The 13,333-nt window shown below is 62.9% G+C and carries 14 protein-coding genes and 1 pseudogene; 11 read left to right on the forward strand and 4 right to left on the reverse strand.

Translation table 11 applies throughout. The features are described 5' to 3' along the window. Positions 1 to 94: 94 nt before the first annotated feature. Positions 95 to 988, reverse strand: coding sequence for a branched-chain amino acid aminotransferase (locus X728_RS154565; RefSeq protein WP_023701589.1), 894 nt, complete (start codon positions 986 to 988; stop codon positions 95 to 97). A 245-nt stretch (positions 989 to 1,233) separates the two neighbouring features. Here X728_RS154565 and X728_RS154560 point away from each other — a divergent pair, with 245 nt between their 5' ends. The 4 genes and pseudogenes from X728_RS154560 to X728_RS154550 all read left to right on the forward strand — a co-directional run bounded on the left by X728_RS154560 (position 1,234) and on the right by X728_RS154550 (position 5,281). Next, positions 1,234 to 1,767: a MarR family transcriptional regulator gene (locus X728_RS154560; RefSeq protein ID WP_023734975.1), complete on the forward strand. Its 534-nt coding sequence runs from the start codon at positions 1,234 to 1,236 to the stop codon at positions 1,765 to 1,767. Further along, positions 1,754 to 2,473, forward strand: coding sequence for a response regulator transcription factor (locus tag X728_RS154555; protein ID WP_023672025.1), 720 nt, complete (start codon positions 1,754 to 1,756; stop codon positions 2,471 to 2,473). Before X728_RS154560 ends, X728_RS154555 begins: the two co-directional genes overlap by 14 nt. A 75-nt stretch (positions 2,474 to 2,548) precedes the next feature. Next, a pseudogene (locus X728_RS01000000166660) lies at positions 2,549 to 4,037 on the forward strand (ATP-binding protein). A gap of 221 nt (positions 4,038 to 4,258) precedes the next feature. Further along, entirely contained in the window at positions 4,259 to 5,281 is a 1,023-nt protein-coding gene (locus X728_RS154550) for a glycosyltransferase family 1 protein (protein ID WP_023831417.1), read from the forward strand. Positions 5,282 to 5,291: 10 nt separating this feature from the next. On the opposite strand, the gene X728_RS154545 is transcribed toward X728_RS154550, so the two are convergent. From X728_RS154545 to X728_RS154535, 3 genes are all read right to left on the reverse strand, one after another. Beyond that, complete coding sequence (locus X728_RS154545; RefSeq protein WP_023672028.1) at positions 5,292 to 5,651, reverse strand: tRNA-binding protein; 360 nt, start codon at positions 5,649 to 5,651, stop codon at positions 5,292 to 5,294. A 6-nt stretch (positions 5,652 to 5,657) separates the two neighbouring features. Continuing rightward, positions 5,658 to 6,158: a YbjN domain-containing protein gene (locus tag X728_RS154540; protein WP_006202532.1), complete on the reverse strand. Its 501-nt coding sequence runs from the start codon at positions 6,156 to 6,158 to the stop codon at positions 5,658 to 5,660. A 316-nt stretch (positions 6,159 to 6,474) separates the two neighbouring features. Continuing rightward, complete coding sequence (locus tag X728_RS154535; protein WP_023711152.1) at positions 6,475 to 6,777, reverse strand: accessory factor UbiK family protein; 303 nt, start codon at positions 6,775 to 6,777, stop codon at positions 6,475 to 6,477. 397 nt (positions 6,778 to 7,174) lie between these two features. On the opposite strand from X728_RS154535, the gene X728_RS154530 reads away from it, so the two are divergent. From X728_RS154530 to X728_RS154505, 7 genes are all read left to right on the forward strand, one after another. Continuing rightward, the gene (locus X728_RS154530) at positions 7,175 to 7,414 is read left to right on the forward strand and encodes a BrnA antitoxin family protein (RefSeq protein WP_023831418.1); all 240 of its coding nucleotides are present in this window, start codon (positions 7,175 to 7,177) and stop codon (positions 7,412 to 7,414) included. Positions 7,415 to 7,517: 103 nt separating this feature from the next. Next, a complete protein-coding gene (lgt, locus tag X728_RS154525) occupies positions 7,518 to 8,402 on the forward strand; it encodes a prolipoprotein diacylglyceryl transferase (RefSeq protein WP_023831419.1) in 885 nt (294 codons plus the stop codon). Then, entirely contained in the window at positions 8,399 to 9,463 is a 1,065-nt protein-coding gene (locus X728_RS0134930) for a class I SAM-dependent methyltransferase (protein WP_031195367.1), read from the forward strand. The genes lgt and X728_RS0134930 overlap by 4 nt, the downstream gene beginning before the upstream one ends. Before the next feature lie 151 nt (positions 9,464 to 9,614). Then, positions 9,615 to 10,409, forward strand: coding sequence for a peptidoglycan editing factor PgeF (pgeF, locus tag X728_RS154520; protein WP_023705898.1), 795 nt, complete (start codon positions 9,615 to 9,617; stop codon positions 10,407 to 10,409). Next, entirely contained in the window at positions 10,409 to 11,560 is a 1,152-nt protein-coding gene (locus X728_RS154515; RefSeq protein WP_023683716.1) for a Xaa-Pro peptidase family protein, read from the forward strand. The genes pgeF and X728_RS154515 overlap by 1 nt, the downstream gene beginning before the upstream one ends. 55 nt (positions 11,561 to 11,615) lie before the next feature. Beyond that, positions 11,616 to 12,212 (forward strand): hypothetical protein, encoded by a 597-nt coding sequence (locus tag X728_RS154510; RefSeq protein WP_023831420.1) that lies wholly within the window; start codon positions 11,616 to 11,618, stop codon positions 12,210 to 12,212. A gap of 141 nt (positions 12,213 to 12,353) precedes the next feature. After that, the gene (locus X728_RS154505; protein ID WP_023686119.1) at positions 12,354 to 13,289 is read left to right on the forward strand and encodes a ribose-phosphate pyrophosphokinase; all 936 of its coding nucleotides are present in this window, start codon (positions 12,354 to 12,356) and stop codon (positions 13,287 to 13,289) included. The last annotated feature ends 44 nt before the right edge of the window (positions 13,290 to 13,333 follow it).

The raw sequence follows: 13,333 nt of genomic DNA on the forward strand, positions 1-13,333 counted from the left end.
ACGCTGAATTGTACGAAAGTCAAATGCACAGATGCTGAAATAAAGGGGCCGGCCTCAAAACCGCCCCTGCTTGCGAAAAAAGCTGTGACTTTCGTTATTCTGCGGCTATCGCATGCTTAGGTTGCACCGCAGCAGAATAGTCGTTCATCAAAGTCTTGTCGATCTCGCCGACCTCGAATCGGTACGGACCGATCTCGGAGACCGGCGTCACTTCCGCTGCCGTTCCGGTGAGGAAGCACTGTTCGAAGCCTTCGAGTTCCTCAGGCATGATGGCGCGCTCGACGACTTCAAGGCCGCGGTCCTTGGCGAGGCCGATGACGGTGCGGCGGGTGATGCCGTCGAGGAAGCAATCGGGCTTCGGCGTGTGGATCTTGCCATCCTTGACGAAGAAGATGTTGGCGCCCGTTGCTTCGGCGACCTGGCCGCGCCAGTCGAGCATCATGGCATCGGCATAGCCCTTGGCCTCGGCGGCATGCTTGGACATGGTGCAGATCATGTAGAGGCCGGCGGCCTTCGACTTCGACGGCGCGGTGCGCGGATCGGGCCGGCGCCATTCCGCCAGATCGAGACGGATGCCCTTGAGCTTCTGCGCCGGGTCGAAATAGCTCGGCCATTGCCAGATGGCGATGGCGCAGTTGATGCGGCTGTTCTGCGCCGACACCCCCATCTGTTCGCTGCCGCGCCAGGCGATCGGCCTGACATAGGCGTCCTGGAAACCCTGCTTCTTCAGAAGCGTGGTCGAGGCGTCATTGAGCTCGGCCACGGAATAGGGAATATTGAAGCCGAGCAGGCGCGCCGATTCATGCAGACGCTCGGTGTGCTCATTGAGCTTGAAGATGGCGCCGCCATAGGCGCGCTCGCCCTCGAAGACGGCGCTGGCATAGTGCAGGCCGTGGGTCAGCACGTGGATCTTGGCGTCGGCCCATTTGACGAACTCGCCGTTGATCCAGATGAAGCCGTCCAGTTGGTCGAAGGGAACGGATGCCATGGAAACCTCCCGCGGGCGGCGACCCGCACATCATTAGTGTTGTTTTTTGTTGCGCGACAGCCGCGTCGGGCGGCCCTTGAAGCGTAAGCGGAGAATCGAACTCTGGCAAACTCAGGAAGTTCCGGAAAAACCGCACTCCCTTGCCTTTTCGTTCGCATTCACCCGAAAAGCTTGTCAAAAATTACCATTGCGGGGAAATTACGTCAATAGTACTGACATAATTTCCCTCTATGGACGGAGAAATGATGACGGATCGAAGCCCAGCTGCCGGAAAACCGATCAAGACGCCGATCACCGACGAGGACGGCATCGACTTCGCCATCATCGAACTGTTCTTCTTTGCGTATCGCGATTTCACTTCCGATCCGGACCAAATCCTGGCCGATTACGGCTTTGGCCGCGCCCATCACCGTGTGCTGCATTTCGTCAACCGCCGGCCGGGACTGACGGTCGCCGAACTGCTCGACGTGCTCAAGATCACCAAGCAGAGCCTGGCGCGGGTGCTCAAGCAGCTGATCGACACCGACCATGTCGTCCAATTGCAGGGTCCGCGCGACCGCCGCCAGCGGGAGCTCTATCCGACAGCCAAGGGCCGCGCCTTGGCGCTGGCCCTGGCGCGGCCACAGTCACGCCGCATCCGTGCTGCATTGGAAGATTCCGGAGCCAGCGAGCGTCCCTTGATCGAACGATTCCTGGAAGCCATGGTCAATCCGGAACTAAGGGCGCAGATCGACATTGTGCCTGCAAACATGTCAGGGAAAAGCCATGGAGACCATTGAGAGGGTGGACCAGCCGACGGCGCCGGACGATGACGCGCCGCATCTGCTTGTGGTCGACGACGACACCCGCATCCGCAATTTGCTCAAGCAGTATCTGACCGAAAATGGCTTTCGCGTCACTGTCGCCGGAAATGCCGGCGAGGCCAGGCGCAAGCTCGCCGGGCTCGACTTCGACCTCCTTGTCCTCGACGTCATGATGCCCGGAGAGACCGGCGTCGACCTCACCAAGGCGCTGCGGGCGGAGAAGAACGTGCCGATCCTGATGCTCACCGCGCTATCGGAAACCGACAGCCGCATCACCGGGCTCGAGGCCGGCGCCGACGACTATCTGCCCAAGCCCTTCGACCCGCGCGAACTGATCCTGCGCATCAACAACATCCTGCGCCGCGGCGGCCCGGCGACGACGCCCAAGGTCGAGCAGCTGGTCTTCGGCCCCTACACCTTCCAGATCGCCAGGCGCGAGCTGAAGCGGGGCGGCGAGGCTCTGAAGCTGACCGACCGCGAGCAGGAGATCCTGGCGATCTTTGCCGCGCGGGCCGGCGAAACCATCCCGCGCCATGAGCTTGTCGGTGACGATTCGGAAGTCGGCGAGCGCACCATCGACGTTCAGATCAACCGGCTGCGCCGCAAGATCGAGCGCGATCCGTCCAATCCGGTCTGGCTGCAGACGGTGCGCGGTATTGGGTATCGGCTCAGCGTGGAATAGAATGCCGCTGACGGCCGCCTTTGGCCATAGATATGTGGCCATCGACCAGCGGCGATTGACCCAGCGGAAGGACAAATGGCGACCACGCAACTGGAACGGCCGGAACAGGGCGGCTTTGGCGCGCGCGTATCACGGGCGCTGAAAGCAATGCCGCGTGCCTGGAAGCGGTTCTGGCGGCTGGTTGCGTTCTATATGCCCAAGCGGCTTTATGCCCGCTCGCTGATCATCGTCATCGCGCCGATGATCCTTCTGCAGTCGGTCGTCGCCTTCGACTTCATGGAACGCCACTGGGCAACCGTGACGCAGCGCCTGTCGCAGGCCACCGTGCGCGACATCGCCGCGATCATCGACATGATCGAGACCTATCCGCACGATGGCGACTACGCGAACATCATCCGCATCGCCCAGGACCGCATGCAGTTGAAGGTCGACCTCTTGCCGCCCGACCCGTTGCCGGCGCCTGGACCCAAGCCCTTCTTCTCGATCCTTGACGACGTCCTTTCCACCGAGATCACCCGCCAGATCAACCGCCCGTTCTGGATCGACACGGTCGGCAATTCCAACATCGTCGAGGTTCGCATCCAGCTCGAGGGCAAGGTGCTGCGCGTCTTCGTGCGCCGCAGCCAGGCCTATGCCTCCAACACCCACATCTTCCTGATCTGGATGGTCGGGACGTCACTGGTGCTGCTGACGATTGCCATCCCCTTCCTTCGCAACCAGATCCGGCCGATCCTGTCTCTGGCCGAGGCCGCCGAAAGCTTCGGCAAGGGCCGGCCGATGCCGCGCGATTTCCGCCCACGCGGCGCCGAGGAGGTTCGCCGGGCCGGCTTTGCCTTCATCCAGATGCGCGAGCGCATCGAACGCCAGCTGGAACAGCGCACCGCCATGCTGACCGGCGTCAGCCACGATCTCAGAACCATCCTCACCCGCTTCAAGCTGCAGCTGGCGCTGGCCGGCGGCAAGCCCGAGACCAAGGCCGCGCTCAACCAGGACATCGACGACATGCAGTCGATGCTGGAAGGCTATATCGCCTTTGCCCGCGGCGAAGCGTCGGAAGATGCCGGCCATTTCGATCTCGAGGCCTATTTCCAAAAGCTCGGCGAGGAGGCGTCGCTGCACAAGCGCAAGCTATCGACCGTGCTTGCCGGTGATCCGGACGTGCATGTGCGCCCGCACGCTTTCGCCCGGCTGTTGTCCAATGTCGCCGGCAATGCCTTGCGCTATGCCAAGACGGTGGAGATCAGCGCCGATCACGGCCGCGGCTCACTCGTCGTCACCATCGACGATGACGGTCCGGGCATTCCGCTGGAAAAGCGCGAGGACGTGTTCAAACCGTTCGTGCGGCTCGACGAANGACGATGACGGTCCGGGCATTCCGCTGGAAAAGCGCGAGGACGTGTTCAAACCGTTCGTGCGGCTCGACGAAGCGCGCAACCTCGACGCCAGCGGCACCGGCCTTGGCCTCTCCATCGCCCGCGACATCGCCCGCAGCCATGGCGGCGACATCACGCTGGAAGACAGCCCGCTCGGCGGCCTGCGGGCGGTGATCAAGGTGCCCGCCTGACCAAAGCATGATCTGAAAGGCGGGTTCAGCCAAAACCACCTTCATCCGCCCGTCATGAAACCATGGTCAAGAGCGCGCATGAAGCGCGCGACCTCAGTTGATTCAGCTCAGCCGGCTCACTTCGACCTCGTGCCTGCCCGGGTGCGCTGGAGCGAAGCGAGGGCAGCCGGGCCGTACCGCTATCGCATCAAGGCAACTGTCGACCCGAGCAAAGGACCGCCATGCGCATCCTGATGGTCACCGACGCCTGGCGGCCGCAAGTCAACGGCGTCGTCCACACGCTGGAGCGGCTCACCGAAACGCTGAAAACCTTCGACGTTGCGGTCGACTTCCTGACCCCGAACATCTTTCGCACCTTGCCGTTGCCGACCTACCCCGACATCAGGCTGGCGCTGACCACGCCCGGCCATGTCGCGCGGCTGATCGAGGCTCGCAAGGCCGACCATATCCATATCGTCACCGAAGGCCCGCTCGGCATCATGGCGCGGCGCTATTGCCGCAATGCTGGCCGTCCCTTTACCACCAGCTATCACACCCGCTTTCCCGAATATCTCAGCGCCCGCCTGCCGGTGCCGGAGAGGTGGGCCTATCGCTGGCTGCGTGATTTCCACAATTCCGGACAAGGCACGCTGGTCGCCACCCAGTCGCTGGCGGAGGACCTTGCGTCGCGAGGCTTCACCAAGCTCAGGCCGTGGACGCGGGGCGTCGACACCGATCACTTCCGCCCGGACAAGAAGAAGGACCTCGGCTTTCCCGGCCCGGTATTCCTGTGCGTCGGCCGCGTCGCCATCGAGAAGAACCTGAGCGCCTTCCTCGATCTCGACCTGCCCGGCAGCAAGGTGATCGTCGGCGAAGGACCGGAACTGGCCAGGCTCAGGGCGAAATACCCGCAGGCGCATTTCCTCGGCCATCGCCCGAACGATGAGCTGGCCGAGATCTACGCCTCGGCTGATGTTTTCGTTTTCCCCAGCCGCACCGACACGTTCGGCAACGTGATCATCGAGGCGCTGGCCAGCGGCACGCCGGTGGCCGCCTATCCGGTCACCGGACCGATCGACATTGTCGGCGACGGCATCGGCGGCGCGGTGTCGACCGATCTGCGCGAGGCCTCGCTCGCCGCGCTCAATGTCGACCGCGCCGAGGCGCGCGAACGCGCCATGCGCTACAGTTGGAAAGCCTGCGCCGAAATGTTCATGGACACGGTCGAAGAGGCGCTGAGCACAAGGCGCAAGCTGGCCGCCTGACGCAATCTTCCTAAAACAACCTGCCGCCGTCCGGCACCTTGCGCTCGATGGCGCCAAGGACCACGGCGCCTTCCTCATCAGGGAAGCCGAGCGTGAGCACTTCCGACATGAACGGACCGATCTGGCGCGGCGGGAAATTCACCACCGCAAACACCTGCCGTCCCACCAGCGTTTCCGGCGCATAGTATTTCGTGATCTGTGCCGAGGATTTCTTCACGCCGATCTCAGGGCCGAAATCGATCTTCAGCTTGAACGCGGGTTTGCGCGCCTCGGGGAAAGGCTCGGCCTCGACGATCGTGCCGGCACGGATGTCGACACGATCAAAATCGGCAAAGCTGATCTCGGGCTTGCGCGCGCTGCTCGAACTCATGGAAGCTCAGGCGTTGCCATAGGTCTCGAACAGGACACCGGCCAGCGCATCCTTGGCCGAGGTTCCCGACCAGACAACGAACTGGAAGGCCTGGAAATAGCACTCGCAGGCTTCAAGCGCCGACGACAAAAGCACCTCGACCTGCTGGCTCGACGGTTCGACCCCGCCGGCAAGCAGCAGCGACTGGCGAAACATGATCGCGCCCTCCTGCTCCCAGAGATCGAAATGGCCAAACAGCATCTGCTCGTTGATCAGCGACAACAGCCGCATTACTTCCAGCGCGCGGGCTTCCGGCACCTTGATGTCGAAAGCACAGGCCAGATGCAGCGCCTCGAAATCCTCCATCCATGAGAAGGAGACGTGATAGTCGGTCCAGCTACCGGCAACCGAGATCGAGATTTCGTCGTCGCCGGCCCGTTCGAAGGACCAGTCATTGTTATGGGCGACCTGCTCGATGACATCCACCGGATGGATTTCGCGGGAGAATTCGAGTTCGAGAAGTTCCATGGAATGCTTCCTGTGTTCAGGGGAGCGCCACACGCTCCGCGGGGCACACACGACGAACAATCTTGTCTTGAACTCGGACGGCCAGGACTTCACGACACAAAGACCCCGGACCGGACCCCACCGCCCGGCCGCATGACCCTGCTCCGAATCATGCAACAAATTCAGTCTATTGATCGGGAGTCGCGTGAACAGCCTAATTTTTCGCACTGCGTCATCAGCATGTGGAAAGGCGCTGTCACAAAGATTCATGCATTGCCGGTAAACGATTCACGGCAAAGCATTTTTTCGGATTGTGCTTTGTGGAAAAGTTCAAATTTTATTTTTTTGCTTTGGGCTTTGCCGCAGCCGCAGGTGCGGCCTGTCCGGTCAATTCGGCAAGCCTGGCCTCGAGCGCGTCGATGCGGGCGGCCAGCCTGGTGTTTTCTTCGCGGGCCTTGGCAGCCATGTCGCGGGCAGCCTCGAACTCCTCGCGCTGCACCACATCCATGGTGTTGAGGATGCGCTCGGCCTGCCCCTTGAAGGCAGTCTCCACCTCGCGGCGCACGCCTTGTGCGGCACCCGCAGCATCGGTCATCAGCTTGGCGAATTCATCGAGAATGCGGTTCGGTCCGGTCGACATGGCAAATCCTCGCTTGCTGGAATTGACGTAGTGACACTGCCTGCGGAATGCAAGAACGTTGAAGCTGGTGCGGCTTCATGTCGGACGCGATTTGGCTCACGGTCCGGCCGACAGATTGCTATTATCGCAAATGGATTCTTGGAACGACGGTTGCCGTGACGGACAGTGCGGACTTGGAGAAGCGCTTTGCAGCACTCGATGCAGCACTCGCAAAGGGCATTTCGGATGCCAGTGCTGGCCGGGTCTAGCCTGGCGACGAGGTGCTGGACAGGCTTGAAGCCAAATACAGGGCAATGGCAGAGAGAACCAAGTGAAGTTACTGGTCTTCACAGACCAGCGGCCTAGTTTTCCTCACGACTTGCTCCAGGCAAGAGTCACTCTCATTCAGGATCAACCAATGGCAACGCCCCCGCGCCGACCGACCAATCCGATGGAAGCCGCTGAAGCGGCCTTCAAGCCGGTCAAGAAACCCGCGCCTCCCATTCGCGAACCCTCCGCCGCACCAAACGTTCGCGAGCTTGTCTCGATCAGGATCGATCGCGCCGTGCTCGACCATTTCCAGGAAGATGGCCCCGGCTGGCATGACAGGATCAACGATGCGCTCAGGCAATTGGTCGCCGGCAAGCCGCAGGGTTGAGCCCATTATCTCTGACGATCAGGCTGTCGTCACCTTGCCTTGACCCCGCCAAAACCCTGCCGCATGGTCCGCGCCCTAACGCGAGCCCTCCCAGGAGATCCTGTTGAACGACTATTTCCCGCTGCCGATGGCGTCGCTGTCCTTCCCCAACATCGACCCGATCCTGGTTCAGATCGGTCCGCTGGCGGTGCACTGGTACGGCATCGGCTATATCGTCGGCATCCTGTTCGCCTGGTGGTACGCCAAGCGGCTCGTCACCAACACAAGGCTGTGGCCTGATGGCGTCTTGCCGATGAAGCCGATCGACCTCGACGATTTCATCGTCTGGGCTGCCGTCGGCGTCGTGCTTGGCGGACGCACCGGCTATGTGCTTTTCTACGATTTAAAGCGCTATATCGACCACCCGCTCGACATCTTCGCCGTCTGGCAGGGCGGCATGTCGTTCCATGGCGGCCTGCTTGGCGTCATCCTCGCCATGACGCTGTTTTCCCTCAAGCGCGGCATCCGCACCTGGACGCTGTTCGACGTGGTGGCAGCCGGCGTGCCGGTCGGGCTCGGCCTCGTCCGCATCGCGAACTTCGTCAATGCCGAACTCTGGGGTCGCGTGACCGACGTGTCGTGGGCCGTCGTCTTCTGCAACGAGCGTCTCCAGCAGACCGTGGCGGGTTGTGTCGCGGGCCTGGAGCCTCGCCATCCGAGCCAGCTCTACGAAGCGCTGCTCGAGGGCGCGGTGCTGTTCCTGGTCCTGCGCTTCCTCACCCATTCGCGGCTGAAGCTGAAGACGCCGCGCTTCGTCGGCGGCGCCTTCATCTGCGGCTACGGCCTGTCGCGCATCTTCGTCGAGTTCTTCCGCGAGCCTGACCAGCAACTCGGCTACCTCCTTGGCGGCTGGCTCACAATGGGCATGGTGCTGTCGCTGCCGATGGTGCTGGCCGGCATCTGGGCGATGGCCACCGCCAAGCCGGCGCCGCAGCCACAGCCGGCATGACACGGCTGAAAACCCGCATCGTCGACCTGATCGGCGCGCTTGGCCCCCTCCCCGTCAACGAGTATATGGCGCTCTGCCTGTTCGACCCCAGCGACGGCTACTACACGACGCGCGAGGCATTCGGCGCCGCCGGCGACTTCGTCACCGCGCCGGAGATCAGCCAGATGTTCGGCGAACTCGTCGCCGTCTGGTTGTATCAGGCCTGGCAGGCGATCTGCCGGCCGCTGCCGGTCACCGTCGCCGAGATCGGCCCCGGTCGCGGCACGCTGATGAACGACATGCTGCGCACCCTGGCGCGGCTCGATCCGGCGCTTGCCGAAGGCGCGTCGTTCGCCCTGATCGAGACCAGCCCGAGGTTGACCAAAATCCAGAAACAGACGCTTGCCGAAAGTTCAGCCGATGTCGGCTGGCACGAAACCATCGCCACGTTGCCGCAGGCGCCGTTGCTGATTGTCGGCAACGAATTGTTCGACGCTGTGCCGATCCGCCAGTTCATCCGCGCCGGCGCCGGCTGGCGCGAACGGGTGATCGGCCTCGATGTCTCAGACGAGTTGAGCTTCTTCGCCGGCGCCGGCTCGGTCGAGGCGATGCTGCTGCCGGAAGACGCCGCCGAGGCGCCACAAGGCTCTATTTTCGAAATAGCACCGGCCCGCGCGGCACTGATGGCGACCATTGTCGAACGCATAGCCGACCACGGCGGCGCCGGGCTGTTCCCTGATTACGGCCATCTCCAGCCCGGTTTCGGCGACACATTGCAGGCCGTGCGCAGGCACGCCCCCGAAGATGTGCTGGCCAATCCCGGCGAAGCCGATCTCACCGCCCATGTCGACTTCGCGGCACTGGCCGCCGTCGTGCGGGCGCATGGCCTCGATGTGGAATTGGCGACGCAGGGCGACTTTCTGCTTGGCATGGGATTGCTTGAGCGAGCTGGCCAGTTGGGCAGCCAGGCAAGCCAAGAGGCACGACAAACCATTGCCGATGCCGTCGAGCGCCTGGCCGGACCCGACGGCATGGGCACGCTGTTCAAAATCCTGAAAATCCTGCCGCATCAGCCAGTCTGACCCTCAGAGATCGTTACAAGCCGTCCCGCCATGTCGCTTGTGGTCGCATGCCTGCTTTTGGCCAATGCAAAGTCGACGCGGCAGCACTGTCGCAATCACTCGGCCGAACTTCGCCTTGACGAAAACGCCGGCGCGGACAACAAACCCATCCATGCTGAATCAGACCAAACCGGATCCTGTTCGCTCGCCGCTGCTGGAAGCGGCCAAGCCACGAGGTATCCGCCATGGCTATTTCACCCGTATCGGCGGCGTCTCCGGCGGCATCTATCAGGGACTTAACATCGGCACCGGGTCGGATGACGATCAGATGCTGGTCGCCGAGAACCGCCGCCGCGTCGCTGCCTGGATGGGTGTGCCGGCCAGCCATCTCCTGACCGCGCATCAGGTCCACTCGCCCGATGTCGTTATTGCCAGGGAACCCTTTCCCGGCCCGCGGCCCAAGGCCGACGCCATCGTCACCGACCGGCCGGGCATCGCCATCGGCGCCTCGACGGCCGATTGCGGCCCGGTGCTGTTCGCCGATGCGCAAGCGCGCATCATTGGCGCTGCACACGCCGGCTGGAAGGGTGCTTTCACCGGTGTGCTTGAAAACACCATTGCCGCGATGGAAAGCCTCGGCGCCCGCCGTGAGCGCATCATTGCGGTTCTCGGTCCTTCGATCGGCCCCGACAATTACGAGGTCGGGCCGGAATTCGTCGCCCGTTTCGTCGAAGCCGATGCCGAAAACATCGGCTATTTCGCGCCTTCGGCCAATCCGGCGCATGCAATGTTCGATCTCAACCTCTATACGGTCGACCGGCTGAAGAAGGCTGGCGTGACCGCCGAGGGGCTTGGCCGCTGCACCTATGCCGAGGAGGATCTCTTCTTTTCCTACCGGCGCGCGACGCATCGCAAGGAACCGGACTACGGTCGGCAGGTTTCGGCAATTGTTTTGGAGAACGGATAATGGCGCTGCATTTCGAACGGTCGGAATTTGACGCCCGGCGTGACCGGTTGATGATCGAGATGACGGAAAAGAAGCTCGATGCTGTACTGCTTTTCGCCCAGGAGAGCATGTACTGGCTAACCGGCTACGACACGTTCGGCTTCTGTTTCTTCCAGTGCCTGGTTGTGAAGGCTGACGGCTCGATGGTGCTGCTCACCCGCTCGGCCGATTTGCGCCAGGCGCGCCACACATCGATCATCGACAACATCGTGCTGTGGACCGACCGCGACGGCGCCAACCCGGCGGTCGACCTGCGCAACCTGCTCAACGACCTCAATCTCCTCGGCGCCCGCATCGGCGTCGAATACGACACCCATGGCCTGACCGCCTTCAATGGCCGCCGCGTCGACGAGCAGCTGCAGACCTTCGGCCAGATCGCCGACGCCTCCGGTATTGTCGGCCGTCTGCGCCTGTTCAAGAGCCCGGCTGAAATCGCCAAGGCCGAAAAGGCCGCCAACCTTTCCGACGACGCGCTCGACGCGGCCCTGCCGCTGATCAAGCAGGGCGGCGACGAAGCGCTGATCCTTGCCGCCATGCAGGGCGCGGTGTTTGCCGGCGGCGGCGACTATCCGGCCAATGAATTCATCATCGGCTCGGGCATCGACGCGCTGCTCTGCCGCTACAAGGCCGGGCGCCGCAAGCTGACCAAGAACGATCAGCTGACGCTCGAATGGGCCGGCGTGTTCCATCACTATCACGCGCCGATGATGCGCACCGTGCTGACCGGCAAGGCGTCGAAGCGCCATCAGGAGCTGTTCGACGCCGCCCGCGCGGCTCTTCTGGCGGTCGAGAAGGCGATGACGCCCGGCAACACCTTCGGCGACGTCTTCGACGCGCATGCCCGCACGCTGGAGGCGCACAGCCTGACCAAGCATCGGTTGAACGCCTGCGGCTATTCCGTCGGCGCCCGCTTCACCCCGTCCTGGATGGATATGCCGATGTTCTACCAGGGCAATCCCGAGCCGATCGCGCCCAACATGACATTGTTCGCGCACATGATCATCATGGACTCCGAAACCGAGACGGCGATGACGCTTGGCCGCACCTACCTGACCACCGAATCCCAGCCGAAGCCGCTTTCACGCCATGATCTCGACTTGATCGTACAGTGAATCCATAATGGTTGGTCCACGCGGGGGCGTTCGCGACTAAGGAGTTTTCGGGCAGATGAGACGATCGCATGTGACGACCGTGTCATTGCTCGCAGCGCTTGTGCTGGCCGCTTGCACCAATGCCAAGGACGTCCTTGAGCCGTCCGCCATCACGCCGCCGGCAGCCTCGGCCCAACCGGCTCAGCCCTTCACTGCCCCGGGCATCGCGCCCGCCGCCACACCAGCGCCGGCCGTCGGCGCCACGACACCCGCCAACCCCGCGCAGAGCGCCGCCGCTTTGTCGAAGACCCGGCTGCAGATCGCGCCGATCGTCGGCGCCTCCGTGGAAGCGGCAACGCCGCTGACGGCCGAACTGCAGACACGCGCCAAGCAGCGCGGCATCACCCTTGCCGGCAGCGCCGACCAGGCCGCCACCCATGTGCTGAAGGGCTACTTCTCGACCATGACGGAAGGCAAGGATACCACCGTTATCTATGTCTGGGACGTCTATGACCCCGCTGGCAACCGGCTACACCGCATCAATGGCCAGCAGAAGGCGCCCTCGGTCAATGCCGCCGAAGGCTGGCCCGCGGTTGCACCCGCTACCATGCAGGCGATCGCCGACCAGACGATCGACCAGTTCGCGGCCTGGCTCGGCGGCAGCGCCGGCTGATCCGCCTGTTACCGGCTTCCGTTCACTGTTGACGTTTTTGAGATTAGCCGGCGGATTCCCGTCAACGAGGCTTGCAATACCGGCACGGCTCGCTACAAGCCCGATTAAGAGGACCTCCCCATCCTTCGCCAGGAACGGTGCATGAAGCTTTTCGCGGGCAATTCCAACCGGGTGCTGGCCGAAGCGGTCGCCCGCTATCTCAATGTCCCGCTGGGCAAGGCCAGCGTCAGACGCTTCGCCGATCAGGAAATCTTCGTCGAAATCCAGGAAAACGTGCGCGGCGAGGATGTCTTCATCCTGCAGTCGACCTCGTTCCCGACCAACGATCATCTGATGGAACTGCTCATCATGATCGATGCCTTCATGCGCTCCTCGGCCAAGCGCATCACCGCGGTCATCCCCTATTTCGGTTACGCCAGGCAGGATCGCCGGGCCTCGGGCCGCACACCGATCTCGGCCAAGCTGGTCGCCAACATGATCACCCGCGCTGGCGTCGACCGCGTCTTGACGCTCGACCTCCATGCCGGCCAGATCCAGGGTTTTTTCGACATTCCGACCGACAATCTGTTCTCGGTGCCGGTGATGGCCCGCGACGTGAAGGCAAAATACAAACAGCTTGCCAATGTCGTCGTCGTCTCGCCCGATATTGGCGGCGTGGTGCGCGCCCGCGCGCTCGCCAAACGCTTCGACGCACAACTGGCCATCGTCGACAAGCGCCGCGAACGTCCCGGTGAATCCGAAGTGATGAACATCATCGGCGCGGTCGCCGGCAAGGATTGCCTGCTGATCGACGACATCGTCGATTCCGGCGGCACGCTGTGCAACGCCGCCGATGCGCTGCTCGCCAACGGCGCTACCAGCGTCACCGCCTATATCACCCACGGCGTGCTGTCGGGCGGTGCGGTCGCCCGGATCAGCGGCTCGAAGCTGCAGGAACTGGTGATCACCGATTCCATCCAGCCGACGCAAGGCGTGCTCGACGCCCCGAATATCCGCGTCATCTCCATCGCCGACCTGATGGGCGAGGCGATTTCGCGCACGGCGACCGAAGAGTCCGTGTCGAGCCTGTTCGATTAATCCATGTTGCCCAAAAGCGTGCCCACGGGCCTGGCTCGGGGGTA

The sequence above is a fragment of the Mesorhizobium sp. L103C119B0 genome (genome assembly GCF_000502235.1).
In the GTDB taxonomy this organism is placed as follows: Bacteria; Pseudomonadota; Alphaproteobacteria; order Rhizobiales; family Rhizobiaceae; genus Mesorhizobium.